This window comes from Streptomyces rhizosphaerihabitans, from assembly GCF_025399795.1.
GTDB classification, from domain to species: domain Bacteria; phylum Actinomycetota; class Actinomycetes; order Streptomycetales; family Streptomycetaceae; genus Streptomyces; species Streptomyces rhizosphaerihabitans.
In genome coordinates this window covers 68,394-94,295 of the sequence record NZ_JAODTZ010000018.1, presented here as the reverse complement: position 1 = coordinate 94,295, position 25,902 = coordinate 68,394, and the positions used below count along the sequence as shown (strand labels likewise).

General features: G+C 67.9%; 22 protein-coding genes and 8 pseudogenes. 20 read left to right on the top strand and 10 right to left on the bottom strand.

Features of this window, described 5'->3' with window-relative positions; translation table 11 throughout:
• The first annotated feature begins 409 nt into the window (after positions 1-409).
• Positions 410-1,300 carry a recombinase family protein gene (locus N4G66_RS19840; RefSeq protein ID WP_261705461.1) on the top strand — a complete coding sequence of 297 codons (891 nt, stop codon included), beginning with the start codon at positions 410-412 and terminating at the stop codon, positions 1,298-1,300.
• 138 nt (positions 1,301-1,438) lie between these two features.
• On the opposite strand, the gene N4G66_RS19835 is transcribed toward N4G66_RS19840, so the two are convergent.
• Positions 1,439-1,888, bottom strand: a complete 450-nt coding sequence (locus tag N4G66_RS19835; RefSeq protein ID WP_261705460.1) for a hypothetical protein — start codon at positions 1,886-1,888, stop codon at positions 1,439-1,441.
• A 202-nt stretch (positions 1,889-2,090) separates the two neighbouring features.
• A complete protein-coding gene (locus tag N4G66_RS19830) occupies positions 2,091-2,720 on the bottom strand; it encodes a PadR family transcriptional regulator (protein WP_143600109.1) in 630 nt (209 codons plus the stop codon).
• An 86-nt stretch (positions 2,721-2,806) separates the two neighbouring features.
• Between N4G66_RS19830 and N4G66_RS19825 the strand changes: the two genes are divergently transcribed.
• The 6 genes and pseudogenes from N4G66_RS19825 to N4G66_RS19800 form a co-directional block, all read left to right on the top strand.
• Positions 2,807-3,511 (top strand): ABC transporter ATP-binding protein, encoded by a 705-nt coding sequence (locus tag N4G66_RS19825; RefSeq protein ID WP_225900152.1) that lies wholly within the window; start codon positions 2,807-2,809, stop codon positions 3,509-3,511.
• A gap of 5 nt (positions 3,512-3,516) precedes the next feature.
• Positions 3,517-6,339 (top strand): FtsX-like permease family protein, encoded by a 2,823-nt coding sequence (locus tag N4G66_RS19820; protein ID WP_261705459.1) that lies wholly within the window; start codon positions 3,517-3,519, stop codon positions 6,337-6,339.
• Positions 6,340-6,564: 225 nt separating this feature from the next.
• A complete protein-coding gene (locus N4G66_RS19815; protein ID WP_257040128.1) occupies positions 6,565-6,693 on the top strand; it encodes a hypothetical protein in 129 nt (42 codons plus the stop codon).
• 98 nt (positions 6,694-6,791) lie between these two features.
• A protein-coding gene (locus tag N4G66_RS19810; RefSeq protein WP_261705458.1) for an IS3 family transposase occupies positions 6,792-8,044 on the top strand; the annotation gives its coding sequence in 2 pieces (ribosomal slippage) (positions 6,792-7,074 and positions 7,074-8,044; 1,254 coding nt in all).
• A gap of 51 nt (positions 8,045-8,095) precedes the next feature.
• Positions 8,096-8,332: pseudogene (locus tag N4G66_RS19805) on the top strand (ABC transporter permease); the annotation flags it as partial.
• 325 nt (positions 8,333-8,657) lie between these two features.
• Positions 8,658-8,802, top strand: a pseudogene (locus tag N4G66_RS19800) (IS5/IS1182 family transposase); the annotation flags it as partial.
• A 1,018-nt stretch (positions 8,803-9,820) separates the two neighbouring features.
• On the opposite strand, the gene N4G66_RS19795 reads toward N4G66_RS19800, so the two are convergent.
• Together N4G66_RS19795 and N4G66_RS19790 are read right to left on the bottom strand one after the other, a co-directional pair.
• Positions 9,821-10,705, bottom strand: coding sequence for a hypothetical protein (locus N4G66_RS19795; RefSeq protein ID WP_261705457.1), 885 nt, complete (start codon positions 10,703-10,705; stop codon positions 9,821-9,823).
• A 292-nt stretch (positions 10,706-10,997) separates the two neighbouring features.
• Positions 10,998-11,180 (bottom strand): hypothetical protein, encoded by a 183-nt coding sequence (locus tag N4G66_RS19790; RefSeq protein ID WP_261705456.1) that lies wholly within the window; start codon positions 11,178-11,180, stop codon positions 10,998-11,000.
• Here N4G66_RS19790 and N4G66_RS19785 point away from each other — a divergent pair.
• The 4 genes and pseudogenes from N4G66_RS19785 (at position 11,179) to N4G66_RS19770 (ending at position 14,310) form a co-directional block, all read left to right on the top strand.
• The gene (locus N4G66_RS19785; protein WP_261705455.1) at positions 11,179-12,855 is read left to right on the top strand and encodes a trypsin-like serine peptidase; all 1,677 of its coding nucleotides are present in this window, start codon (positions 11,179-11,181) and stop codon (positions 12,853-12,855) included. The genes N4G66_RS19790 and N4G66_RS19785 overlap by 2 nt on opposite strands.
• 125 nt (positions 12,856-12,980) lie before the next feature.
• Positions 12,981-13,217, top strand: a complete 237-nt coding sequence (locus tag N4G66_RS19780; protein ID WP_261705454.1) for a tetratricopeptide repeat protein — start codon at positions 12,981-12,983, stop codon at positions 13,215-13,217.
• Positions 13,218-13,250: 33 nt separating this feature from the next.
• Positions 13,251-13,419, top strand: a pseudogene (locus N4G66_RS19775) (IS701 family transposase); the annotation flags it as partial.
• A 243-nt stretch (positions 13,420-13,662) separates the two neighbouring features.
• Positions 13,663-14,310 carry a class I SAM-dependent methyltransferase gene (locus tag N4G66_RS19770; protein WP_261705453.1) on the top strand — a complete coding sequence of 216 codons (648 nt, stop codon included), beginning with the start codon at positions 13,663-13,665 and terminating at the stop codon, positions 14,308-14,310.
• Between the two features lie 3 nt (positions 14,311-14,313).
• On the opposite strand, the gene N4G66_RS19765 is transcribed toward N4G66_RS19770, so the two are convergent.
• From N4G66_RS19765 to N4G66_RS19755, 3 genes are read right to left on the bottom strand one after another with little or no spacing between them, the layout of a single operon-like run.
• A complete protein-coding gene (locus N4G66_RS19765) occupies positions 14,314-14,535 on the bottom strand; it encodes a hypothetical protein (RefSeq protein ID WP_391858837.1) in 222 nt (73 codons plus the stop codon).
• A 41-nt stretch (positions 14,536-14,576) separates the two neighbouring features.
• Positions 14,577-15,038, bottom strand: a complete 462-nt coding sequence (locus tag N4G66_RS19760; RefSeq protein ID WP_261705452.1) for a hypothetical protein — start codon at positions 15,036-15,038, stop codon at positions 14,577-14,579.
• Positions 15,035-15,694, bottom strand: a complete 660-nt coding sequence (locus N4G66_RS19755) for a hypothetical protein (RefSeq protein ID WP_261705451.1) — start codon at positions 15,692-15,694, stop codon at positions 15,035-15,037. The genes N4G66_RS19760 and N4G66_RS19755 overlap by 4 nt, the downstream gene beginning before the upstream one ends.
• 426 nt (positions 15,695-16,120) lie before the next feature.
• On the opposite strand from N4G66_RS19755, the gene N4G66_RS19750 reads away from it, so the two are divergent.
• The 5 genes and pseudogenes from N4G66_RS19750 (at position 16,121) to N4G66_RS19730 (ending at position 18,414) form a co-directional block, all read left to right on the top strand.
• Complete coding sequence (locus N4G66_RS19750) at positions 16,121-16,372, top strand: hypothetical protein (RefSeq protein WP_261705450.1); 252 nt, start codon at positions 16,121-16,123, stop codon at positions 16,370-16,372.
• A 61-nt stretch (positions 16,373-16,433) separates the two neighbouring features.
• A complete protein-coding gene (locus N4G66_RS19745) occupies positions 16,434-16,889 on the top strand; it encodes a hypothetical protein (protein ID WP_261705532.1) in 456 nt (151 codons plus the stop codon).
• Positions 16,883-17,065, top strand: a pseudogene (locus tag N4G66_RS19740) (helix-turn-helix domain-containing protein); the annotation flags it as partial. The gene N4G66_RS19745 and the pseudogene N4G66_RS19740, both read left to right, overlap by 7 nt.
• A gap of 126 nt (positions 17,066-17,191) precedes the next feature.
• On the top strand, positions 17,192-17,500 hold the full coding sequence (locus N4G66_RS19735) for a transposase (protein ID WP_179436216.1): 309 nt from the start codon (positions 17,192-17,194) through the stop codon (positions 17,498-17,500).
• Entirely contained in the window at positions 17,497-18,414 is a 918-nt protein-coding gene (locus N4G66_RS19730; protein WP_261705449.1) for an IS3 family transposase, read from the top strand. The genes N4G66_RS19735 and N4G66_RS19730 overlap by 4 nt, the downstream gene beginning before the upstream one ends.
• A gap of 160 nt (positions 18,415-18,574) precedes the next feature.
• Here the strand turns inward: N4G66_RS19730 and N4G66_RS19720 are convergent.
• Positions 18,575-18,903 (bottom strand): annotated as a pseudogene (locus N4G66_RS19720) (DUF4265 domain-containing protein); the annotation flags it as partial.
• A 201-nt stretch (positions 18,904-19,104) separates the two neighbouring features.
• Positions 19,105-19,266: pseudogene (locus N4G66_RS19715) on the bottom strand (DUF4265 domain-containing protein); the annotation flags it as partial.
• Positions 19,267-19,470: 204 nt separating this feature from the next.
• Here N4G66_RS19715 and N4G66_RS19710 point away from each other — a divergent pair.
• The 4 genes and pseudogenes from N4G66_RS19710 to N4G66_RS19695 all read left to right on the top strand — a co-directional run.
• Positions 19,471-19,834, top strand: a pseudogene (locus tag N4G66_RS19710) (helix-turn-helix domain-containing protein); the annotation flags it as partial.
• Between the two features lie 141 nt (positions 19,835-19,975).
• Entirely contained in the window at positions 19,976-20,662 is a 687-nt protein-coding gene (locus tag N4G66_RS19705) for an alpha/beta hydrolase (RefSeq protein WP_261705447.1), read from the top strand.
• Positions 20,663-20,948: 286 nt separating this feature from the next.
• A pseudogene (locus N4G66_RS19700) lies at positions 20,949-21,194 on the top strand (ABC transporter permease); the annotation flags it as partial.
• 115 nt (positions 21,195-21,309) lie between these two features.
• Entirely contained in the window at positions 21,310-22,923 is a 1,614-nt protein-coding gene (locus N4G66_RS19695; protein WP_261705446.1) for an MFS transporter, read from the top strand.
• A gap of 165 nt (positions 22,924-23,088) precedes the next feature.
• On the opposite strand, the gene N4G66_RS19690 is transcribed toward N4G66_RS19695, so the two are convergent.
• The gene (locus N4G66_RS19690) at positions 23,089-25,821 is read right to left on the bottom strand and encodes a SpoIIE family protein phosphatase/ATP-binding protein (RefSeq protein WP_261705445.1); all 2,733 of its coding nucleotides are present in this window, start codon (positions 25,819-25,821) and stop codon (positions 23,089-23,091) included.
• Positions 25,822-25,902 lie beyond the last annotated feature (81 nt).

Here is a 25,902-nt window from a genome sequence, read left to right as displayed (position 1 = left end):
ATCATGTGGCTAGCCAAGTAATGCCGGACGCAGGAGCGAGGCGGCCACCTCGACTCGCTTCGGGGCGCGCCGATCACTTGCGTGGCCGACCACGTAAACGAACGCGGCGCCCGCCAGGGCGTGAGCAAGGGTCAGCACCCCTCCGCGCCACGGTCCACCGCATCCTCGCCGAGGGCGAATCGGAGAGTTGGGCAGTCACCGGAGCTTCAAGATCAACTTATTGTCCCGTTGACTCGCCCGGCGGCACCTCGGCCATGTCAGGCATCTGGCATGCCAGAACGATGAAGGTGTTTCATAGGTGGTCCCTGTTGCAACACCGCGCCCGACCGGCGCTCCCGCAGGCCGCCGCGTTTCACCGGTCGTTTCCTTCCTCTTGATCAGTGAAACGCACTTGTGAAACGATCCCGGCGTGATCACCGACCCGCACAAGCTCGTCGAAGCGCACAAGTGCCCGATGTCCACCTGCACCGCCCCGGCTGGCTCGCCCTGCCGGACCACCGCGGGCAAGGTCGCGCTCAAGTACCACACGGCCCGCTTCCAACTCGTCCCCGCGCTCCGCTCCGAACTCCACGTGGCCACCCCCGCCGTCCGGCATCCCGGCTCGGCCTGGACCGCTCTACCGGTGCAGAAGCTCGCGGCGCCCGCCGTCCCGATGGAGATCCGTCTCGGGTACGCGCGTGTCTCCACCCGCACCCAGGAGATCCGGTCACAGGTAGACGCCCTCGAAGCTTCCCAGGTGCACCGGCTGTTTCAGGAGCAGATCAGCACGCGCGTGCGCGAGCGCCCGGAGATGAAGGCGACCCTCGCCGCCGCCCGCGAGTACCGCTCACTGGGGGCGAAGGTCACGCTCGTGGTGCACGAGATGAAGCGGCTGGGGCGCGGCGCCCTGGAGCTGCTCAAGGTCGCCGAGGAACTACGCGACGCCGAGATCGAGCTGGAATTCCTCACCGGCCCGCTGGCGGGCAAGCACGACCCGGCCGGCCACGGGGCGGCCCTGTTCGCGTTCTTCGCCGCCATGGCGGAGTCCGAACGCGACTACATCCGCGACAAGACCCTCGAAGGCCAGGAGACCGCCCGCGGCAAGGGCAAGGCCATCGGCGGCATGAAGGTCTCCGACGAGGACATGCTCGCCACCGCGCTCCGGCTGCGCGACGAGGAACACCTGTCGCTGCGCGAGATCGCCTCCCGCCTCGTCATCCGCATCGGAAAGAAGCGCGGCCAGCACCCCGCTCCGGCGACCGTGATGCGGATGCTGCGCGAGCACGACGAGCAGAAGGCCACGATGGAACCCGCGCACTGACCTGCGGATCATTCCTTAGCGTTGTTTTCTCGGCGGGAACTACTGGAACCCCCTACAGTCTGATCAGGAGCTAGCGACGGTCCCCGTCTCAACCTCCTCCCTGGCGCTGAACTGGCAAGGCAAGGGGGTAGGCGCCCGTCAGACGCAGATCCAGCAGTAGAGGCGATGCCCTCGCTCGACCGCCCGGCCCGCCAGGTCGATGGCCTGCTCGAGGAACTCCGCAAGGCCCTGTGGATCCGGCGGCGTGGGGAACACGTCCGATGCGGCCCATACCTGGGCCACGTGGTGCAATGAACCGCGGTCAGCGGCGGCGAACGCGTCACGCAGGGCATCTGTCAGCGACAGACACAACAGTTGCCCATCGTCGGCCGTCGCGAGCAGGTGACCGTACCGCGGGTCCGCCTGGATGGTCTCGGCAGACCGGCCCGAAAGGATCACCTCCGCCGGCAGCAGGTCGACGGTCGGATCCATACCGTTGACGTCGAACCCGTCATAGCCCGTCGCGGTCGGTTCGTCGTCCTCACGCATCACGGCCCGGACCGCGTCGTCATCGTCAGCAGCAGCGAAGTAGCCATAGATGACTCCCATGCGGCGATCTTGGCACCCGCCCCTGGCACCCGCTCTCGATCAGTCCATCACTCCGGAGGAACCGCACCCAACCCGGATCGCATGCGCCGTCGCTTCACATCGCCGGGTGCGGGGTCCGGTCGTCGCCGCGCAAGCGCGTGCTGTGAGCCGGGTGACGGCTGCGCTCATCGCCGTAACCACCTTTGAACGCGCGTGGCGTCGGCTATGCGGACTCCGACCGGCGTCCTCTCCTGCCGCTGTCGTCGCTGGTGGTGTCCGTACCGCCGGATCCTTGGGGCTGTGAACGCTGTGGCGCCTGTGCGTCTTGGGCCGCGGCGAGCGGCGCCAGGTGTGCCGAGGCGCTGTCCAGCAGTCCGAGGTCGGCCTTGGTGTGCGCGATGGCGGCGTCGATCAGGACCGCGACCAGCGGCTCGGCGGCGTGGGCCCGGCGTTGCTGTGCCAGGCCGGCGAGTTCGGACAGGTATGTCTGCCGCTGTGCCTCGATCAGTGTGGTCAGGGCGTGCGGGCCCAGGGCGACGGCGCCGAGGAGTTTCAGGAACAGCTCGTCGCGGAAGCCGCCGACACGTACCCAGGCGCTGGTCGCCCACGTGTTCAGCTCGGTCCTGCCGGCCTCGGTGAGTGTGTAGAGGTTCTTGTCGGGCCGGTCGGTCTGCGTGACCTGTGAGCGTGAGACATAGCCGTCACGGACCAGCCGTTCGAGGATCTGGTAGAGGTGGCCGATGTTCAGGCCACCCCACTGCGGGCCGATGGCCTCCTCGAACCGGGCTTTGAGTTCGTATCCGTGGTTCGGCCGCTGGGTCAGCAGCGCGAGTACTGCGTGGTGGAGCGGCATATACCTCTCCCTTCGGCATTGCTCCCTTCTGCATTGTGACAACATACCCTTGAATTGCGACAATGTATGAGGGTGAGGCTGCATCTATGGCTGTGAGCGTGGCGTTGCGCGGGGTGAGCCGCCGGTATCCCGGGCTGACCGCTCTGGACGGGATCGACCTGGAGGTCGCGGCCGGCGAGGTGGTGATGCTGACCGGGGCCTCCGGTGCCGGCAAGTCCACCGTGCTGCATGTGACGGGCGGTATGGACCAGCCCGACGAGGGGCATGTCGAGATCGACGGCACGGAGCTGGTGCCCCGGAACCTCGACCGCCACCGGCGGCGTATCGGCTTCGTCTTCCAGCGCTTCCATCTGCTGCCCGCGCTGACCGCGCTGGACAACGTGCTCGCCCCCGTCCTGCCCCGCAGAGTGGACTTCGACCGGCGCGAGCGCGGCATGGAACTGCTCGAAGCGGTCGGCCTGGGAGACCGGTCCGACGCCCTGCCCTCGCAGCTGTCGGGCGGTCAGCAGCAACGCGTCGCCGTCGCCCGCGCGTTGGTCAACCGGCCGGGACTGCTGCTGGCCGACGAGCCGACCGGCAACCTGGACAGCGTCATCGGGCGGGAGATCATCGATCTGCTGATGTCGCTGCGCGAGCGGTACGCGATGACGATGCTGATCGCCACCCACGACGCGGAGGTCGCCGCCAACGGCGACCGGGTGGTGCGTCTGCAGGACGGCAGGATCACCTCTGACCAGCGGGTCACGCCGTCTGGCGACGTGCTGAACCGGCTGGGGGGCCTGCGCCCGTGATAACGATGATCCTCGATCAGCTCCGGCGGCGGCGCGGGCGGGCGCTGGCCCTGGCCGCCGGCATCCTGGTGGCGGCGACCAGCTTCACCCTGCTGACCGCGACGGTGAGCACCAGCAGGGCGACCACCGTGGGCACGGTCCGCAAGAACGCACGGTCCGCCTACGACGTCCTGGTGCGCCCGCCGAACTCGCAGACGGACGTGGAACGGCAGAGCGGACTGGTCGAGCCGAACTTCCTGTCCGGCACGTTCGGCGGCATCACCATGGACCAGTACCGGCGCATCCGCGGCATGGCCGGGATCGACGTGGCCGCACCGGTCGCCAACATCGGGTACCTCATGGTGATGAGCACCGTCACCGTGGACGTCTCTCGCTTCCTGGACAGCAAGGCGTCCCGGCAGATCCTGCGCATCAGCCCGACGCTCACGGCCGGACTGGGCGCCTATCGCACCTCCGACGAGTACGTCTACCTCACCCGCTCCCCTCTGACGTCGGGGTCGTCGTCGGATCAGGTCTTCCAGTCCGACACCCTGGAGAAGGGTGCGGTCGACAAGAGCACCCAGCGCTATCAGCTGAAGGGTAAGTACGACGTCTGCTTCTACTTCAACCGGGACAAGACCGAGCAGACGGACTTCAACCTGCAACTGCCGATGAGGCCGAACCTCATCGCCGAGGATCTCAGTGACAGGTCGGCGTTCGACCGGGACTTGAATTCGTGGATGAACTGTCAGTCCGGGCAGGGCAAGGCCACCATCGACGTTCCGGTCAGTTACCCCGTGCTGCTGTCCGCCGTCGATCCTGAGGCCGAGAACCGCCTGGTGGGCCTGGGCGGCGCGATCGCCTCGGGCCGCATGCTCACCGAGCAGGACAAGCCGTGGACGCTGCCGTCCTCCAAGAGCATCCACGGACAGCACGACTCGTACATCCCGGCGCTGCTCAGCAGCAGCCCGCTGACCGCCGGAACGCTCAACGCCGCCGTCGAGCGGCTCGATGTCGGTGACCCGGCCGAGCTGCCCTCCAAACTGGGCAATCCGACAGCCGCCAGTTTCGTCCGCGGCCTGCACGGGACCCGTGTGGGCAAGGTCGGCGTCGATCTGAGCAAGGGCTACCGGAAGGCGCTGGAGGAGGATTCCTTCGACACCGGCGCCTACTGGACGGTGGGCCCTGTCACCTACCGCCGGACATCCGACGGCGGCCTCGCCGTGCAGGCACAGCCGCGGCAGAAGCCCGGCCTGTGGGTGACCAACCAAGGACAGCGGCCCGTCCCCTACGTCCCCGAGGAGAACCAGGGCAAGCAGTACCGGAAGGTGGTCAGCCATGCCTCCACGGACTGCCTAGGCTTGGGATACTGCGACCAGGTCGACTCCGGGCGCCTGCCCAATCCCTTCGTCCGCCTGGTCGGCCGCTACGACACCGGCAAACTGCGCGGCTTCTCGACACTGTCCGACGTCCCGTTGGAGACCTACCAGTCGCCACAGGTCACCGGCGCGGACCCCGCCACGCGCGCGGTGCTCCACGACAAGCCGCTGCGGCCCGACCGCAACCTGGGCGGTTACGCCAGCCCGCCGCCCACCATGCTGACGACGATGGACTCCATCACCGCGCTCACCAAGAGCCGCCGGGTCCCGAGCCTGCAGGACAAGGCGCCGGTCAGCGCGATCAGGATCCGGGTGGCCGGCGTGAGCGGCGTCGACACCGCTTCCCGTGCGCGGGTGAACGCCGTGGCCGGGGCGATCCGGGCCGCCTACCCCCGGCTCCAGGTCGACGTCACCGTCGGCAGTTCCCCCGCCCCTCAGACGGTGGCGCTGAGTCCCTCGGCGCATGTGACGGAGCGCTGGGTCGCCAAGGGCGTGGCACTGCGGATCCTCAGGGCGGTGGACACCAAGAGCGCGGTGCTCTTCGTACTGGTCCTCGTCGTGTGCGCGCTCTTCCTCGGGCAGGCGGCGCTGGCTTCGGTGCGCTCACGCCGCACCGAGATCGGCACGCTGCGCTGCCTGGGCTGGAGCGGCGGTGAAGTACTCCGCCTGGTCCTCGGCGAACTGGCGGTCATCGGCCTCGCTGCCGGAGCCGCGGGCACGGTCCTCGCCTACGCCCTTGGCCGCATGCTGGGACAGCCCGGCGCCGGCGCCAAGTCACTCCTCGTCCTGCCGGTGGCGCTCCTCGTGGCCCTGGCGGCGGGATTGATCCCCGCCTGGCTCGCCGCCCGGCTGGGGCCTATGGCAGCCGTCCGACCCCCTGTGACCGCGGCCCGCCGCTCCCGCCCGGTGGGTTCGGTGGCCGGACTGGCCGTGCTCAACCTGCTGCGGGTGCGGGGCCGCACGCTGCTGGGCGCGGCAGGGCTGGCGCTGGGAGTGGCCGCCTTCACCGTGCTGCTCGCCCTGACACTGGCCTTCCGCGGCGAGGCGGCCGGCTCGCTGCTCGGCAACGCCGTGGTGGCGCAGGCACGCGGGGCCGACTACCTCAGCGTCGCCCTCTCCCTGCTGCTGGGTGCCGCCGGCGCTATCGACGTACTGATCATCTCGCAGCGCGAGCGCGCCGCCGATCTCGCGGTGCTGCGGGCGACCGGCTGGACCAACCGCGAGCTGGCGATGCTGACCCTGTACGAGGGGATCGGACTGGCTCTGCTGGGCGGCCTGACCGGCGCGGTGGCCGGCCTGCTCGTGGTGCTGTCGCTCGGTCAGGGCGTGCTGCACGGACACCTCCTTGCGGTCGCCGGCGCCGCACTGCTGGCCACGCTTGCCGCGACCGCCCTGGTGAGCGCGGCTCTGACAGTCCCGATCCGGGGGCTGTCCCGGATCGCCCCCGCCCACCTGCTCGCCGCCGACTGACAGTGAGGATGTGACGTGGTGACGCTGCTGGTGGGTCCGACCCTCCGACTGGCTGACGTTTCGACTGTCCTGTCTGGGATTTGTCGGCCCATCGGGTGCCACCACGCACGCGGCCGGACGGGCGCTTGTGACTTCATGGGAGCTTGGTCCAGAAGCCCCGTCACTGTCTTGTCCACCCGCCCGACCGGCGCGTGCCGCCCTCGGATGGGACACGCAAGGACGGACATGACCAGCATGACGCACGACGGCCGGCAGATCACAGGCGGAGTCGACACCCACGGCCTGACCCACCACGCCGCAGTGATCGACCGGATCGGCCGGCACCTGGCCGAGGGTGCGGATCCTGTCGAGTGAAGGCCGTTGATCAGGCGCCGAGTTGGTAGTCGTGCTGGTCGGGGTAGGTGAACCGTTCCGGGTTCGGTAGGGACTCGATCGTTTGAGAGGATCGAGTCATGGCAGGTCCCTCCCAGTACCCGCTTGAGCTGCGCCGTCGTGCGGTGCGGATGGTCGCCGAGGTGCGGCCCGACTACGACACCGAGTGGGCCGCGATGAAAGCGGTCGCCCAGAAACTGGGCATCGGCACGACCGAGACGCTGCGCAAGTGGGTGCGGCAGGACCAGACCGACGCCGGGACCCGCCCGGGCGTGACGACGGAGGAATCCGCGCAGGTCAAGGCGATGAAGAAGGAGATCGCCGAGCTGAAGCGGGCGAACGAGATCCTCAAGGCCGCGGCGTCTTTCTTCGCGGCCGAGCTCGACCGGCCACACACACGCTCGTAGCGTTCATCGACGAGCACAAGGACCGCTTCGGCGGCGTCGAGCCGATCTGCCGGGTCCTCACCGACCACGACTGCAAGATCGCACCGTCCACCTACTACGCCCACCACAAACGCCAGACCGCACCCGCGGCCCGCACCGTCCGCGACGCCGAACTGAAGACCCTGATCCGCCAGGCGTACGAGGCCAACTACCGCGTCTACGGCGCCCGCAAGATCTGGCGGCACCTGAACCGCCAGGACGTCACGGTCGCCCGCTGCACCGTCGAACGTCTCATGCGTGACCTCGGCATCACCGGCGCCGTCCGCGGCAAAAAGGTGATCACCACGATCCCCGACGCGAGCGCCCAGCGGGCCCCGGACCTGGTGGACCGCGACTTCGTCGCATCAGCGCCGAACCGCTGCTGGGTCGCCGACTTCACCCACGTCGCCACGTTCGCCGGCGTCGTCTACGTCGCCTTCGTCGTGGACACCTTCTCCCGCCGCATCGTCGGCTGGTCAGCAGCCACCTCGAAGGAGACCCGCCTCGTCCTGGACGCCCTCGAGATGGCCCTGTGGCAGCGAGATCGAGACCAACACCCGCACCAGAAAGGCAAGTTGATACATCACAGCGATGCCGGGTCGCAGTACACATCGTTCGCGCTCGCCGAGCACCCCGACCGGGCGGGCATCGCCGCGTCGATCGGAACTGTCGGTGACGCCTACGACAACTCCCTGATGGAGTCCACGATCGGACTCTTCAAAACCGAGCTGATCAAGCCCCGCCACCCATGGAAGACACTCTCCGAGGTCGAGCTGGCAACCACCGAGTGGGTCGACTGGTACTGCCACCGACGACTCCACGGTGAGATCGGGCACACCCCGCCCGCCGAATACGAAACCAACTACTACAGCAAGACTGCAAAACACCAGGTCACAGTCAAGATCTAGAGTCTCGATCAAACCCGGAACGGTTCAATACCTTGTGAACCGGCATTGACCCAGGCCATCACCATGCCGCTGTTCTTCGGCTCCAACGCCCTCTACCCGGTGGCCGTCATGCCCGGCTGGCTCCAGGCCGTCAGCAGGGTCAACCCGCTCAGCTACCAGGTCGACGCCCTGCGCGGACTGCTGCTCGGCACACCCTCGCACCTGGCCCTCGACTACGGCGTCCTGGTCGTGGCCGCGGCCCTCGGCATCCTGTCCGCGTCGTCACTTCTGGGGCGGCTGGCCAGGTGAGAGCCGGGCCCGGGCCCGGGCCGGACGGGCGCTGCCCGAGGCTGTCGGCAACGGCCAGGTAAGACACATCCCCACATGCCGTCCGGACCGGCTGATGCGGCAACCTCATGATCTCGAAGAGCTCTTGCACCTTGCCGACCAGCACGACGTCACCCCGCACGGCCAGGCCAAGCGCCGAGATCCCGCCGACCCCGACGGCCGGTTCTTCCTCCGCATCGAGGTGGCACACGTCTGCCGATCCGGCGGCAACACCTCACGGCGGCTGCGGGACGCCACGGCTGACCGAGCCCGGGATGGCCATCCGCACGGGGAAAGTGCCACAGCGATGCTGGACACCCAGAGTGTCCACGCGGCTGCCGGGGTCCCCGCCTCCACGACCGGCCTGGACGTGGCGAAACGGGTGCTGGGCCGCAAGCGGGGACCGGCCGTGGACGTGCTTGGACCTGGTCATCGCCGTCACCGCTCTCGCTGACCGCCTCCCAGCCCGGACCTCTGCGCCCGACCTGCCCGAACACCCGGACTACCCCCGCATCCTCGCCGCCTTCGACGAGGCACCGGGCCCCCTCCGGGCCCGCGACGTCTGCGAAGCCCTCGACCACGAACCGCTGCCCAAGAATATCGAAGGTGCCCGCGCCAGCTGGAACGCCTGGTCAAGGTCGGCATCCTCGCCGAGAGCAACACTGGCGACTTCGCCAGGCGGCAGTAGCCCGTGCCCCCGCGACCGACAGCTCTGCCGGAGTTGTGGCCACCGGAGGCCATTGTCGGTCTCCGGCGACCCGACAGTCGGGCCTGTGAGAGTCGGTCAGCCTCATCATCCCGTGGCGACGTGCCAAGACCGATCTGTCGAAGCTCGGGCCACCTCGGCGTCGTACTGCCCGGCCTCGAAGTGAAATGCCGGAGGCCGTGTTTCACCTCCAGGCACCTGCCAGTCGGACCACTCCACGATGTCCCCGTGCCGCTGCACGAACACCGAGAGGTAGCCGCAGCATCCGCCCGTGCACTCGGGCTCCCCCAACACCACACGTCTTCCCTCTGCGGTCGCCCACAGCGGGCGGCGACCGTTGGTGGGCAGTGCCTCTTCCGCGAACGGGCCACGGCCTCCCTCGCCGACCGGGTCTGCCACCACATCTTTGCCGTCGATCCACAACCGCAGCTGAGCAGCCCATCGGGACCCTGGTGGCAACATCATGATGTCCGGCCGATTGAGCATCGGATCAGCCTAGAGGCCGGCTCTGACGCTCGGCCGGGCCAACAGCCAGACCCAGAAAAGGACATCAGCCCACGAACCGCCCTCTTGGAGATCAACTCATTTGGCGGGTCTGCGGTAGCAGATGAGGGTGCAGGTGATGCGGTGCCGGATACCGCGGCTGCGTAACCACACCAGCGTCGGCGAATCCTCCGTGCGTCTTCGCGTTGGACCGCCCACCACAGCCCACCGCGGTGATAAGCAGCAGCGATCCAAGCCGGCCGACGAGTGGCGAGGCGCGCTCAGGCGGAGCGTGTGCGGCGGGAGTTGGCCCACAGAAGAAGTGCGGCGCCGGCTGCGGCAGCGAGGAGTACGCCGCCCGCGGCCCAGGCCACCGTGCCGGTACGGGATGTCCCGGCTGAGTGCTTTGCGGCTTGCTGAGCAGCGCAGGCCTTTCCGGGTGCGGCGGGGGCGATACGCAGACGGGCCCATGGTTTGTCGGGGCCGGCCTGGTCGGCGTCATGCCGGTAGACGACATAGAGGCCGGGTGTGGAGTCGCATCTGAGGGTGGTGGTGGTGGTCAGGACGGCTCTGGCTCCGCGCAGGACGGAGCGGTCGGTGAATGCGCGGGAGGTGAGGGTGATGTCACCGTCCGATCCCTCGTCATAGTTGTCCGTGATCGTGATGCGGCTGCCGGCCCGGAAGGTCCGCACGTCCCATTCCGACTGGGGCCACGTGCTGGCGGGGGCCCAGCGTTCCTCCAGGCTGGGCGGGGGCAGTTTCTGGACCTTGTTCCGGCAGACGCGGCGTGCCGCCTCGTCGGTGGCTTCAACGCGTACGCGTGCCCAACGGAACGGATGCTCCTCCGGGCCCACGTCTCCGGCGCCGTGCAGCAGGACCGGGTAGGTGCCGGGCCGGGTATCGCAGGCGACGGTCACGGTGGTGGTCAGCAGCGGATTCATCATCCGCAGTTTTCCTGCCCCGATGAACGCGGACGAAGTGACGGTCTCGGCGTAACTGGCCTCGCCAGACTTGGCGTTGACCGTCAGTGTGTCGCCGGGACGCACCGACCGGACGCTTCCGAACGGGAGGGACGACTCGAGCGGGGAGGCCGAGGCCGCCCCGGCTGCCAGAAAGGGCAGCAGGAGAGGGAGTGCCGCCCATGCGGTCCTGCTGAGTCGGTCCATCGCCTTGCTCATCCCTTATTTGGCGATATGTCAGTTATTGATGGATAGTACAGTGCAATTGAACCCGTGTACGACAAAGGGGAGTTCGGGGCTCGCTCACCGTACGACCCCCTACAAGACGGAAAGGCACCTTGTTGCGTTCCAGACACAGATGGATTCCTGTCCTGGCGCTGGGACTGGGCGTCGGCGTTCTCGGCGCCGGGACGGCATCGGCCGCGACGGGCCATCCGGCCCCGGCGCTTTCCGCCTCGCCGACGGCCTCCGCCTCACCGGCGGCTCCCAGCACCAGGCATCAGGTCCTGCCGAAGCCGCCGGCACCCTCGGCGCCGTCGACGGTCGCGGGGGCCGTCGAGCCGACCGACTCCGCCACGCCCTCGGCGCCCTCGACGCAGTCCGCCGAGCCAACCTTCTCTCCCTCCCCCTCGGACGGGCAGAGTCTGAGCGAGGAAGAGAAGTACTGGACGGCGGACCGCATGGACGACGCGGTCCCGATCGGCTCCCCGCCGACCCCCGCTTCGGCCGTGGCGAAGCACGGCATCACGGCCGGCACAGCCGCCGCGCACCGGCCGCCGCCATCGGGCACCCCCGCCCCGGAGCACTTCCTCGGCCACCCGATGGTGGGCACGTTCTTCTTCGACGGCAAGCCGCTCGGCGGCCCGAAGACGTACTGCACCGGCAGCGTCGTACACACGGCCGCCAAGGACATCGTCCTGACCGCCGGACACTGCGGCCGCGGCCTGGAGAGGGCCACCCACCGCATCTTCGTTCCGCAGTACCGCATCGGCAGGTCCGCCGTCGAGCAGCCGTTCGGCGTGTACCCGGTGTCCCGCCTGTACATAGACCCGCGCTACGACGCGAACACCAAGAAGCCGACCTCCGAGCTGGACCTGGCCTTCGCGCAGGTCGACCCCAACACGAGGGGCAAGGTGGAGGACGTCACGGGGGCTTTGACCTTCACCCCGGCCGGCGGCTACAAGCACAAGGTCACCGTCATCGGCTATCCCGACGACGCTGGTGTCAACCCCGACCACGTGCCGGTCCGCTGCCCTGTCAGCACCTCTCAACTGCCAGGCTTCCGGCAGATGCGCATGACCTGCACCGGCTTCTACGGTGGTGTTTCCGGCGGCCCGTGGATCGAGGACTACAACAGCACCAACGGCACCGGCAAGGTGATCGGCAACACCGGCGGATACAACGGCGGCGGCAACGACGCCAACGACGACTGGGTGACCTACTCGCCGATCTACGGCAACGACGCCCAGGACCTGTTCGCCGACGCCGCCGCGCATCGGAAAGTGGAGGAGGACAAGCCGCCGTACCAGCCGTCCGGAGACCCCTGGCTGCCCGGCGCGGCGACCACCTGGCAGGACGCCAACCTGATGGCCTCGGGCGACTTCCGCCAGACCGGCCACAGCGACATGATCGTGGTCTGGTCCGACGGCGAGGTCACGCTCCACCCCGGCAATGGACACGGCGGCTACGATCCCGAGCGGCAGCTGCTGCCCAAGAACTCCACGTGGAAGAACGCCAGGACCATCACGGCGGGCGACTTCACCGGGTCCAACCAGTTCGACCTGCTGGTCCGCTGGGTTGACGGCGAGGTGACACTGTACGGCGACGTCGGCTCCAAGGGACTGAACTGGGCCGGCACCCAGATGATCAAACCCAACGACCGCTGGAAGAACGCGACTCAGATCGCCGCGGGCCGCTTCGCCGCCTCGAAGTACGTCACCGACCTCGTCGTGCGCTGGGTCGACGGTGAGCTGACCCTCTACACGAACGTCAGCGCCGGCACCTTCGGGCAGGAGCACCAGCTGAAGCCGAAGAACGACACCTGGCGCGACGCCACACTCCTGACGGCCGGTGAGTTCTCCGGCAACCAGAAATGGGACCTCATGGTGCGCTGGATCGACGGCGAGCTCGACGACTACGTCGGTACGACGACCTCGGGCCTCGGCGGCGAGCATCGCATCCTGGACCCCAACGGGCTCTGGAAGCACGACGCGGCCATGACGACCGGCGACTTCACCGGCAACGGCCGTACCGACGACCTCGTCATCCGCTGGTCCGACGGCGAGACCACCATGTACACCGATACCCTCGCCAACCAGCTGGGAACCGAACACATGCTCGTCGCCCCGACCTCCTGAGCCCACCCGAACCACGCGGCCGGCCGCGGGGCCAGACCACCCCGAGACCCCCCAACACCCGCTACCACCTGGCCCATTGGCGATACGAGGCGGGTGGCGTCCTCGACGGCGCCACTTATCCCGAGTTGCTGGCCGACCGGGAGCGGCTCTTTAGTCCCGGTCACCCCGGCACTCTCGCCACCCGCGACCACCTCGCCCGTTGGCAGGGAAATACGGGGGACACCGCGGGTGCCTTGGTCGCCTACGAAGAGCTGCTGACGGACGCACTGCGGGTGCTGGGCCCAGACCACCCCAACACCTTCACCATCCGGCGCGCGCTCGCCTGGTGGCAGGCGAAAGCTGGGAAAGATGCCGTTCGCTAATCGCCGGCGGGCTCAAGCGATCGGGTAACGTGCTTCGAAACCGCGAAGAATGAGTGCGGACTGGACCAGTACGACATCCGTCCGCAAATGGTCGGCCTGGTATCGACACATAACGCTGGCGATGCTCGCTGCTAACCTCGTGGCGGTGATCCGGGCCAATCACTCGATCCCGGGGGCGGTCATGTGCAACAAATCATTCTGATTCGCCTGTCCCGCAACGAGATCCGAAAGCTCCTCGTGCGCACAATCCTCCGGTCGTTCGGCGATTTCGCCCACACTCGCGCCTGATCTCGCTTCCGCCGCCACCGAGCCCAGGCCAAGATCAGCCACTGGCGACGACGCGGCTACCCTCATCACCTACAAGTGCCTCTGTAGTACAAGGGTCTGTTTCAGAAGTGGATCAAGTGGCGAGTGCGGAGTCGCCTGAACCGTATGCTGCACTCGCATGAAGGATCTTGGTAGTCAGATCGCATACTGGGACGGTGTCGGCGCCACGAAGACGTTCACTCATCCGGTGAATCTCAGCTGGCTGGCGGGGGTGAGTGCGAACGCTCGGGTCCTGGACTACGGCTGCGGATACGGCCGCGTCATGGCGGAGCTGAGCGAGCGCGGGTTCTCTGATGTGTCCGGCGTGGACCTGTCTCCAGCGCTGATCGACCGGGGCCGCCAGTTGCGTCCTGACCTGCGCTTCGAAGTCCTGGAGTCTCCTCCGGACCTGACGTACGCGTCGGCGAGCTTCGATGTCGTCCTGCTGTTCGCGGTGCTGACGTGCGTCCCGGAAGAGACGGCTCAGCGGGCTCTGATTGCTGAGCTGTGCCGTGTCCTGGCGCCCGGCGGGCTGCTTTACGTCAGCGACTTGGTCCTGCAGGCCGACGAACGGAATCACAGCCGCTACGCCGCCCATGCCCAGCTGTTCGGCACACCGTACGGGGTCTTCATCACAGACGACGGTGCGGTGTGCCGGCACCACGACATCGCAGAGTTGCGCGCCCTGCTGTCGGACTTCGACTTGGTGGACGAGCACCGGATCGAGGTCGCCACGATGAACGGACATCGGTCCCAGGCGGTGCAGTTGCTGGGCCGCAGGCGGTAAGGGTCACAGCCACTCATTGGTGATCGCGATGGTGACGGTGGCCTCGTAGCGGACGGGGAGCTTGTCATACCTCGTGGCCACCGCTCTGTGGCGCTTGAGGTGGTTGATCCCGCGCTCGACCGCGTGGCGCTCGCGGTACTCGTCCTTGTCGAACTTCGGCGGACGGCCGCCGCGGGTGCCCAGTTTCATGCGGTTTCGGATCTGGTCGGACTTCTCCGGAGTCATGCAGTCGAGAAGCCGTGATGGAGACCAAGAAGAGTTGTGGGTCAGGCTGAATCGACGCCGGGCCAGTGGCCGACGACGGCCGACGTGTCGAAACCTTTGTTGCTGGCGTACTGCTTGGCCACTGCGGAGTCCGGGATGTGTGGCTTGTTGTCGTACTGTGCGATCCAGTAGTTCGGTTCGGTCACCCGGGCGGCCCGGAACGCGGCGCGTACCTGGGGCCAGGTGGAACTGTTGCAGTAGACCGTCAGCTCTTTGTTCGACGTACTGGCCATGGTGTGCGTACACCACAGAACCGCCTCCGGCGGGGTCGCGTCGCCCCGCTCAACGTCCAGTACCTGCGCCGCGGTGGTGTGGTGCACCGCGATCGACACGACGGTGGCGTGCGGGAATCGAGCTTTGAGCTGCGACATGTTGGCGTACCGGCCGTCCGTGTAGCCGGCGACCATCGTGGCAGTGGCCGGGATATTCGACGGCGTGACCGCGTCGTACATGATCCGAGTCATGGGGAGCGCCTCCGTTCCGCTGTTGAACCGAGCCTGCCGAGTGATTCCGTCAGGCGTTTTCCTAGGTTGTTGTGCAGCTCCCGGTGTCGGTTGTGGTCTCGCTCCCGGCAACGGTTCCGGAACCCCAGAGGGAGCGTCAGAGAATTACTGAGTGCGCTCATTTGGGATTTCGCTACGGCGACGGTCGTTCCCGCAAAGTCGGGTACGGGGACCTGGGGGCCGATATTCATCGCGGACAGCAGGTTCTTCCGGGCGGATTTTGCACTGCGTGAGGAGAGGAAGGCCACTACGGCGGAGACCGGAGCCGCAACCGCGCCCAGCGGCAGAGTCTGCCGCTGGGAATTCTTGTCGTCGAAGTGAGCGACAGCGGCAAGTAGCGCCAGGCTGGCGACGAGAATCAGCGCCAGTGCGCTACGGACGATTCCATGATCGCTGCGCTTGAGGACGTTCGGCGTGATCTTGGCGCTGAGGGCAACCGCAGAGACCACGATGGCGAACCAGGAAATGGCGCAGATGAAACCGGTGTCCGCCGTTGCTGCCTTGTGTGCGAAACCCGGCGTAGTCACGGGGCTATTTAGCGCGTGAACCAAAGCCGGTTGAATGGCAGACATTGCGACCTCTCCCGACTTTGCTTGTCCGGCAGTCGCATGATTCATGCAAGAACAATGCTATTGGATGTGGTCATGCCGGGCAAATCGTCGTTACCGTAAGCCGGCGTCCCGTATTGCTCCCCTCTTTCGATTGCTGCAGGCTGACCCCGTCCGCCCTGCCTGGCCGCGGTGTCGGCGCGGCGGACAGCCGGGCAGAACGGTCCGCGGTCGACCGGATTGCGGCTGACAGAGCTTCAGTTCACCTATGAACGCAGCCTGATGCCCCCGCCGTAAATCGTGATCTTCACGTTTGGGATGTGGCTTGTCACCACTAATCCCTGGCTCGTGATCGTGCCTCGAGGCGGCGTCGCCAGGTGAGCCAGCTGGGCCGGTGGGCGCGGTGGTCCAGGTGGCAGGTCGGGCGGTGCGGCTGGTCCCGGACCGTGGGTCGGGGGTGGCTGAGTCCGCACCAAGGAGCACGCCGGGGACACCGTGTCCCTGGTCCACCAGTGCCTGCCTGTTCCTTGCCTGGACCGCACCCTGAAAAAGGTCGCCCGGCGGGGCGGTGAGGTCGTCCTGGCCGACGGCACCCTCGTCCCCGCCCGGCGCCGCACCGGGAAGGCGAGTCGGCCGAACTGCTCCGGCAAGCATCGCCGCCACGGCCTGCACGTCCTCGCGCTGTCCGGCGAGCGGGGTCACCTCATTGTGACCGCAGTGGTACTTCTCATCTGGCTCAGGACCTGACCTGCCGCAAGCTCCCACAGTAGAGTTCCTCACCGAGATCACTACTTGTGAAAGAAGAGTCATGCCCCGCAAGACGGCGGCTGCTCTACGTCTGGACGCCCTCTGCCGGTCCCATCTTCGGGGCTACCGGCGCCAGCCTTCACGGCTCTCACCTCACACACTTCGTCAGGCGGCCCGCTTCGAAGCCGAACGCGGCCTATCCATCCGGCAGCTCGAAGACGCCGTCCACTGCTGGCAAGCGTTCGTACGCCGTCCAGGATGGCCTCTCTACCTGCCCGAGCCGCACCTGCCCGGCTACGACATCTGGGATGACCGACTCCTGATAGAACGAGCCATCGGCGCTCTCGACAGACGAGCAGCCCGGGAAATCGCGTCGATCGTCAAAGATGCCGACGCCGACTTCCTGGCACGCACCCTGCCCAACCCTCATGCTCCACGTGCCTGGCCATGGTGGCGCCGCAGATGCCAGGACCTGGGCGACATCATGCACGTTCCATCCCAGACGAATGCCCAGTGATCGCCCGGCTGGTCCAAGCGGACGAGGACAACGTCCGGGACGTGATCCACAAGTTCAATGAGATCGGGCTCGAATGCCCGGACCCTCGCTGGGCGGGAGGCCGTCCACGCCTACTCAGTGATGACGAAGGGGACTTCGTGATCCAGACGGCCGCCACCCGCCCCACCCAGCTGGGGGCGACAGCAAATACCTTGTGAACCGACGTTGACCCACGTCATGCGCTCCCGCTCGCACTGAGGTTCCCCGAGATGCGGAGTGCGTTGACAGAGGGTCAGATGGGACTCATGAGAGGAACATCGACCATGGCTGCTCCCAGGAAGTATTCGCTGGAGTTGCGTGAGCGTGCGGTACGGATGTATCGCACCTCCGACCCCAAGCCGCAGATCAAGAAGCTCGCGGTCGATCTCGGAGTGCATCCGGAGGCCCTGCGCGGCTGGATCCGTCAGGCCGAGGCGGACGCCGGCGAGCGCGACGACCGGCTGACCACCGACGAGCGAGCGGAGCTCGCCGCGCTGCGCAAGGAGAACGTCCAGCTCAAGCGGGCGAACGAGGTCCTGCGGACGGCTTCGGCGTTTTTCGCGGCGCAGCTCGACCCGACCCGGCCCAGGTGACGGCGCTCGTTGACGAGCACCCGCACCTGGGGGTCGAGTGCGTACTCCGGGAACTTTCCATCGCCTCCTCGACGTACTACCGCTGGCGTCGTGCCGAGCGCGAGCCGTGCGAACGCCGGCGCCGGGACGTGGAACTCACCGAGCAGATCAAGGAGATCCACGCCGACTCGGGCGGGATCTACGGCTCACCGCGGGTGCACGCCGTGCTCAAGCGCGAGGGCGTCCACGTGGGGCGCAAGCGGGTCGAGCGGTTGATGCGCGAGGCCGAGATCGCGGGGATCAGCCCGCGCCGGGACGGCTTCACGCGCCGCGATCCCAGGGCCATACTCGCCCCGGACCTGGTCGAGCGGGACTTCACCGCACCGGCGCCGAACCGGCTGTGGGTCACCGACCTCACCATGATCACCACCGGTGAGGGGCCCTTGTGGCTCTCGGCGATCCGGGACGCGTTCTCCCGCCGGGTGGTCGCCTGGGAGACCTCCGCCCGCGCGGACGCCGACCTGGTCCTGACCACCCTCGAGTACGCGCTCGCGAGCCGGGAAGTCGAACCGGGCAAGCTGATCCACCATGCGGATCACGGCTGTCAATACACATCCGTGAAGCTGACAACTCGACTGCTGCGAGTGGGAGTTGAAGCATCGATGGGCTCGGTCGGGGACAGTTACGACAACGCTCTCGCGGAGAACCTGTGGATGATCATCAAGACGGAGTGCATCCGCGGCCACGTCTTCGCCACCCGGGCCGAGGCGAATCTCGCGCTGTTCGAGTACATCGACGGCTTCTATAACTCCCGGCGCATCCAGAAGCGGCTCGGCTACCTCAGCCCGGTCGAGTTCGAGGAGAAGCACTACGCCGACCAGGCAACGGCCGAACGAACGAACCTGAAACCCCGTCAACCCGCCCTGACCAGCTGATCAGCACCTCCCGCACGCCGGGGGAACCTCACACGCGGTGGGGGAGTGGCGCCGGCGCACTGGATGTGCCGATCTCGGGGGACAGTCGGTGTCCCGTGACAGCGAAGGTTGAGCGCGCGCCATCGAAGGTTGATCATGAGGGCTTCCGTGCCTGTAGGAGTCAGGCGTTCCACCACTCGTCGGTGCCGCAACCGACTTCGTAGTGCCACCAGCCCTCGTCTTGCCCTTGATTCAGGAGTGCCTTGATACCTGCGAAATCCGCGCCAGCCCGTGCGGTGAGGGCCACCATGGGGAAGTCCTCGCTGAAGGCTTCACCGCTGAGACGGAACGCCAAAGGCGCTGATGCACTGCCTGAGGGCTGCGCCCCAGGGGGCCGGAAGGAATGGGCACAACGCGAATCGTGCAAATATCGGCGGAACTGACCCTCCCGACAGCCCAGTGCAGCCCGTCGGAGTGGGTCTGGAACCGTACGACGTCGCCCTCGGCCAGATGGTGTCCCGCCACGTGGTGTAAGGGATCAAGACGCCGGAATCCGCAGGCCAGGGAGAGCGGCCCGGCTCGATCAGGTGCCCAACTCGCCCTACCGGGGCACTGCGTGGGTCGTCGTCTCCGCGGAGATCGTCAGGGGGCTCGTACCGGAACACGTAGCGCTTGATCCCCTACATCACGCCACGGGACATAACCCTCGGCCACGCCGTCCTGAAGGAACGGAACGTTCTGAACTCTGGCAGTGTCGGCACTGAGCCTTGTCGCCCACAGACCCTCCGTGTCCTGCGGGAACCAGCCCTCGCGCGGGACGAACCGGAACCGCACCTTGATCTTCTCGACCGCGTTCTCCACGGCGGCAATCATGCGCGGAACGCCCACGGCACCTCGCACCAAGTGTGAGCTGGGCGGTCAACCTTCACTGTCACGAAACGGCCAGTGATCAACCTTGGGTGGCAATGATCAAGGTTCGGTGTCACAGGACATCCGGAGCTGCACCGGTCGGGCAGGAGGCTCCCTGGTTACTGAGGTTGAACTCGTGGAGTCGTAGGTGCTGACGGCTTGTCGTCCGTGCGGCATCACCAGGTAGGCGGGCTTGCCGCCGAACGGCAGCAGTTCGGTGAGGAGTTGCGGCTTCAGGCGGCCAAGCGGTTCGCCCGGGGTGAGGCGAGTGCGGTGATCGCCAAGGACCTGCGCGTCAGCGTCAGGTCCTTGCAGCGGTGGCGGCAGGCGTGGGAGGAGGGCGGTCCGTCGGCTCTGCGGTCGCAGGGGCCGGCGTCGCTGCCGAGGCTGAGCGACAAGCAGTTCGCTCAAGTGGAGGCGGAGTTGTCCAAGGGGCCGGCCACCGCACGGTTGGGGGGACCAACGCTGGACCCTTAGCCGCGTGAAGACGGTGATCGGGCGGCGTTTCCACCTGGCCCACACGATTCAGGGCGACCACCACGACAACACGTTCAACCTCGTAGGCCCAACGATTGGGATGGGGCGACACGCCTGGCCATCACTACAAATAGGGCACTAAACGTGCAAAGTGGTGCAATGTCTAATATTTGATCTCCCTGTAGGAGGAAACGTCATGGCGGGCAAGCCCAGCATTGTCTTCGCCCACGGGCTCTGGGCGGATGGGTCGTGCTTCAACAAGCTCATCCCCACGCTCCAGGCTGAAGGGCACGAGGTGTTCGCCTCGCAGCACGGCCTCGACTCGCTCGAAAGCGACGTCGCGTGCGTCAACTTCACGCTCAACCACGTCCCCGGCCCGATCGTGCTGGTCGGTCACTCCTACGGTGGGACCCTGATCACCAAAGCGGGCACCCACGACCGCGTCGGCGCTCTGGTGTACATCGCCGCGCTCGCCCCGGACGAGGACGAGACGTCGCAGGAACAGCAGGACAAATTCCCCCGCACGCCCATCTTCGAGCACGTGGACGTCGCTGACGGCCGCGTGTGGCTCAAGCCCTCGGGCGTCCCGCACTTCTGCGGCGACCTCCCGGAAGCGGAGCAGAAGCTCGTCCTGGCGACGGGCGCTGTGCCAGTGGCGGACCTGTTCAACCAACAGGTTCCCGGCACCGCCTGGCGGACGAAGCCAAGCTGGTTCATCGTCGCCAACAACGACCACACCGTGCACCCCGACCTGGAGCGATCCGCCGCCGAGCGCATGGGCGCCAATATCCGTCCCGTGGACAGCAGCCACGTTCCCATGCTCTCGCATCCTGACTTCGTCCTCAATGTGATCCGTGAGGCCGCGAAGTCCCTCGACGCCTAGGCCAACCCGACAACGACCGGCCGCAGCGCAGCACGCAAGGAGGCGGCCCCGGACCGACCGGGCCGCCTCCTTGCAACGGCATCACGCTTTCAAGCTCAGTAGTCTCGAACAGATGGCTTGGCTGTCGCCCTCCGAGCCCGCAGTACCCGTTGGGGTTTTTTGGCCTCCGAAAGACACTGCTGGTGGCATCGCGAGGCTGCGTGGAAGCTCATCGGCGGGAGATCTGGGCAGGTCAGCGACTGGATGCCAGCCAGGGCGTCATTGAGGTCGATATAGCTTGTGGACCGGGATTGACCCAGCCATCACCATGCCGCTGTTCTTCGGCTCCAACGCCCTCTACCCGGTGGCCGTCATGCCCGGCTGGCTCCAGGCCGTCAGCAGGGTCAACCCGCTCAGCTACCAGGTCGACGCCCTGCGCGGACTGCTGCTCGGCACACCCTCGCACCTGGCCCTCGACTACGACGTCCTGGTCGTGGCCGCGGCCCTCGGCATCCTGTCCGCGTCGTCACTTCTGGGGCGGCTGGCCAGGTGAGCCTGCGACCCGGGCCGGGCCCGTTGATCGATTGGTGAGGCCGGGCGGTCAGGCTTAACGTCGATGGAGTGAACATCCACGTTCACCGCCGACCCGAGATGCAGGGCCATCCCCCATGACGGCCGATCACGTGACATCCTCCGAGTCTGCCGAGTCCCCGCAGCGGGGACGAGGCAGCGGTATGGCGCTCTTCATCCTCGCCTCGTGTCAGCTGATGGTGGTCCTCGACATCACCATCGTGAACATCGCGCTGCCGCACATCCAGACCTCGCTCGGCTTCTCGACCGAGAACCTCTCCTGGGTGATCAACGCCTACACGCTGACCTTCGGTGGTCTGCTGCTGCTCGGCGGACGCTCCGGTGACATCCTCGGCAGACGCCGGGTCTTCATATTCGGCGTGCTGCTCTTCGCCTTCGCGTCGCTGCTCGGCGGACTCTCCCAGGAATCCTGGCAGTTGCTCGCCGCACGCTCGCTGCAGGGCGTCGGCGGGGCCATCGCGTCGCCCACCGCCCTGGCGTTGATCACCACCACCTTCCGTGAAGGGCCCGAGCGCAACAGGGCGTTCGGCGTGTTCGCCGCCGTCTCCGCGGGCGGCAGTGCGATCGGGCTGCTCGCGGGCGGCATCCTCGTCGAGTGGCTCGACTGGCGCTGGGTCTTCTTCGTGAACATCCCCATCGGCCTGCTGATCGTGCTCGCCACCCCCCGCTACATCAAGGAGTCCGAGCGCCACCCGGGCCAGTTCGACTTCCTGGGCGCCATCACCTCCACGCTGGGCATGGTGCTGATGGTCTACGGCTTCATCCGGGCCTCGGAGAAGGGCTGGAGCAACCCCGTCACCCTCGCGGCCTTCGGGGCGGCGCTGGTTTTCCTCATCGCGTTCATCGCCACCGAAAGGCGGTCGAGACAGCCCATCACGCCGCTGTGGATGTTCCGCGACCGCAACCGCGCGGGCGTCTACACGATGATGCTGAGCCTGTCCGCCGCCATCTTCGGGATGTTCTTCTTCCTGACCCTGTTCGTGCAGAACATCCTCGGGTTCAGCCCGCTGCAGGCCGGCTTCGCCTTCCTGCCGGTGAGCGCGATCATCGCGGTCGGCGCGGGATTCGCCTCGAACCTGCTGCCCAGGTGGGGTCCCAAACCCTTCATGGCCGTGGGCGCGGTCCTGTGCGCCCTGGGTCTCGGCTGGCTGACGCTGACCGACGTCGACAGCACGTATCTCGGCAGTATCCTCGGACCCACCCTGGTCTTCGGATTCGGCATGGGCCTGCAGTTCGTGTCGCTGACGCTGATGGCGGTGTCCGGAGTCCAGCCCAAGGAGACGGGTGCCGCCTCCGGCATCCTCAACGCCACCCAGCAGGTCGGCGGCTCCCTCGGCCTCTCCGTGCTGGTCACGGTCTTCGGCACCGCGAGCCGCAACGAGGCCACGAGCCAGGTCGCGGACTTCCTGTCGACAGCGACCCCGGCGCAACGTCTGCAGTTCCGCAGAACGGGACAGCTGCCGGCGCCCTGGAGCCAGCAGGTGCTGACGTCCGGCATCTCGGGGGCGTTCGTCGCGGCCGCCGTCTTCGCCGTCTTCGCCGCGCTGGTCGCCCTGATCGTCATCCAGGTACGCCCCTCCGACCTGGAGCGGCTCCAGGGAGGCGCCGCTTCCTTCACACCCGCTGACGGATCCGGCGACGCGGCGGGCGCGTCGGCGCGCGGCACCGACGGGGAAGCCGGACGCCCGTGAGGGATCGTCCGATCCCGGCTGCACCCGGCCCGCTCACCCCTGCTGACTCCTGACCGCCGACTCCTGGCCGCGGGAGACGAGCCCGGTGGCTTCCAGGCGGGTGGCGGGCGTGCGCCCGGTCGAGTCGATCCCCGAGTTTTCCGGGAGGCGCCCTGAGCGGTCGGCTCAGGGCAGCGGTTGTTCCGCCCAGATGACCTTGCCCTCGGGTGTGTAGCGGGTGCCCCAGCGGTCGGTGAGCTGTGCGACCAGGAACAGGCCGCGCCCGCCCTCGTCCGTCGTCGCCGCGTACCGCAGATGCGGTGAGGTGCTGCTGCCGTCGAAGACCTCGCAGATCAGCGTGCGGTCCAGCAGCACGCGGACGCCGATCGGCCCGTTCCCGTAGCGGATGGCGTTCGTCACCAGCTCGCTGAGGATCAGCTCGGTGGTGAACGCCATCTCGTCGAGCCCCCACCGCGCCAGCTGCCGGCTGACCGAGGCACGCACCTCGCCGACGGCGGCCGGTTCGGACGGCACCTCCCACGAGGCGATCCGGTCGGCACCCAGAGCGTGGGTACGGGCCACGATCAGCGCGATGTCATCGCTCGGCCGGGCCGGCAGGAGGGCGTCCAGGACGGCCTGGCAGGTTTCCTCCGGCGAGCGGTCGGCTCCGGCCAGCGCCGTGCGCAGCAGTTCGAGCCCGACGTCGATGTCCCGTTCCCGGTCCTCGACCAGGCCGTCCGTGTAGAGCACCAGCCGGCTGCCCTCCGCCAGTTCCAGCTCGGCCGTCTCGAACGGCAGACCGCCCAGGCCGAGCGGCGGGCCGGCCGGAACATCGGGGAACTCGACGCTTCCGTCCGGACGGATCACGGCCGGCGGCGGGTGCCCGGCCCGGGCGACGGTGCAGCGCCGGGTCGTCGGGTCGTAGACGGCGTACACGCAGGTGGCGCCCGTGACGGCGGCCCTGCCGTCCTCCGTCGTCTCGTCCTGGTCGATACGGCCGACCAGCTCGTCCAGGAGTCCGAGCAGTTCGTCGGGCGGCAGATCGAGCGCGGAGAAATTGTGCACCGCAGTGCGCAGCCGCCCCATCGTCGCGGCGGCCAGCAGCCCGTGGCCGACGACATCGCCCACGACGACGGCCACCCGGGCGCCGGGCAGCGGCAGTACGTCGAACCAGTCGCCGCCGACCCCCGCCTGGGCCGGCAGATAGCGGTAGGCGAGGTCGAGGGCGCTCTGGTCGGGCAGTGTGCGCGGCAGCAGGCTGCGCTGCAGCGTCACGGCCATCGTGTGCTCGCGGGTGTAGCGGCGCGCGTTGTCGATGGAGACCGCCGCACGGGCGACCAGCTCCTCGGCCAGGGCCAGATCCTCCACGTCGAAGGGTTCGGGCTTCTCGGAGCGCCAGAAGTTGACCACGCCCATGACCAGGGGCCCGACGCGCAGCGGGACGGTGATCAGGGAGTGGATTCCGTAGTCGACGACCTGAGCGGTGCGCTGGAGGTCCTGGGCCAGCCAGCCCGGGGCGCCGCCGAGATCGGGTTCGACGACGGCCTCGCCGGTGCGGAGGCTGTGCGCCTGGGGGGTGGAGGGGACGAACCCGATGTGCTCGCCGACCGGATAGAGCGGGGCGTCCTTGCGGATGCCGCCGGAGGCGGTGCGGCGCAGACCGGCGCCCGCGTCCGGCTCCTGTCCGTTCAGTACGGCGTCGGCCAGGTCCACGGTCACGAAGTCCGCGAACCGGGGGACGGCGACCTCCGCCAGTTCCTCGGCCGTCCGCGTGACGTCCAGGCTCGTACCGATGCCCACGCCGGCGTCGTAGAGGAGTTTGAGCCGCTCGCGGGCGATCTCGGCCCGGCCGGAGAGCGCGCGCAGTTCGGTCGAGTCACGGAGTGTCGCGACGCTGCCGGCCGGGCCGCCCTGCAGGTCCGTGGGCCGCTGGTTGATGGCCAGGAGCTGGTCCCCGACCAGGTGCACCTCGTCGGTGGCGACGCGCCCGGAGGCCAGCAGCTCGGCGGTGCCGGCGTCGAGGCCGAGTTTCTGGACGTGCTGTCCCTCGGCGTCCGCGGGGAGGTCGAGCAGGCGGGTCGCCTCGTCGTTGGCCAGGAGCAGCTGCCCCTCACCGCCGACGATGATCACTCCCTCCCGGACGGAGTGCAGAACGGCGTCGTGGTGCTCGTACATCCGGGTCATCTCGTACGGGCCGAGGCCATGCGTCTGGCGCAGCAGGCGCCGGCTCACCAGCGCGGTGCTCGTGGTCGCCAGGGCGAGCGCGATGCCGGCGGCGCCCAGCAGCAGCGGCAGCTGGCGGTCGGCGGCGCCGCCCACGTTCGCCGTGGTGATGCCGGCCGACACCATGCCGACGACCTTGCCGTCGGGTGCCTTGATGGGGACCGTGGCCTGCACGAGCGGTCCGAGCGTCCCGTTGATCTGCTCGGTGATGGAGTGCCCGGCCAGCACCGGTGCCGTGGTCCCGACGAACTTCTTTCCGATCCGGTCGGGCTTGGGGTGGGTGTAGCGGATCGCGTCGGTGTTCAGCACGACGATGAAGTCCACCTTCGACGCCTTGCGTGCGGCTTCGGCGCTGGGTTGCAGCAGGGCCGTGGGGTGGGGAGCGTTGAGCGCCGCGCGCGTGCCGGGCGCGTTGGCGAAGGTCTCCGCGACGGCGAGCGAGCGGTTGCGGGCCTCCTGGGTGCTGTCGTGCCGCACCTGGAGTATCAGTGCGACCGCCGCGGCGACGACCAGGAGCAGCACGATCACCACTTGCAGGACGAACACCTGTCCGGCGACACTGCGCCCGCCGAGCGCGGAACGAAGCCCGTTGGACGGGTCGTGCCTGTGCTTGCCTTCGTGTGACCCACGCTGATGGTGCGCTGTGTTGGGGCGGCGGGTCGACTGAGCCCGGGTTCGACCCAATAGTCCGACCATGTGCTATGTCTACACTGCCGGACGCCTGGTGGCGAGGGGCATCACGCACAGTGAGCGTTTGCCGTCCCGTTCGTGGGGCCC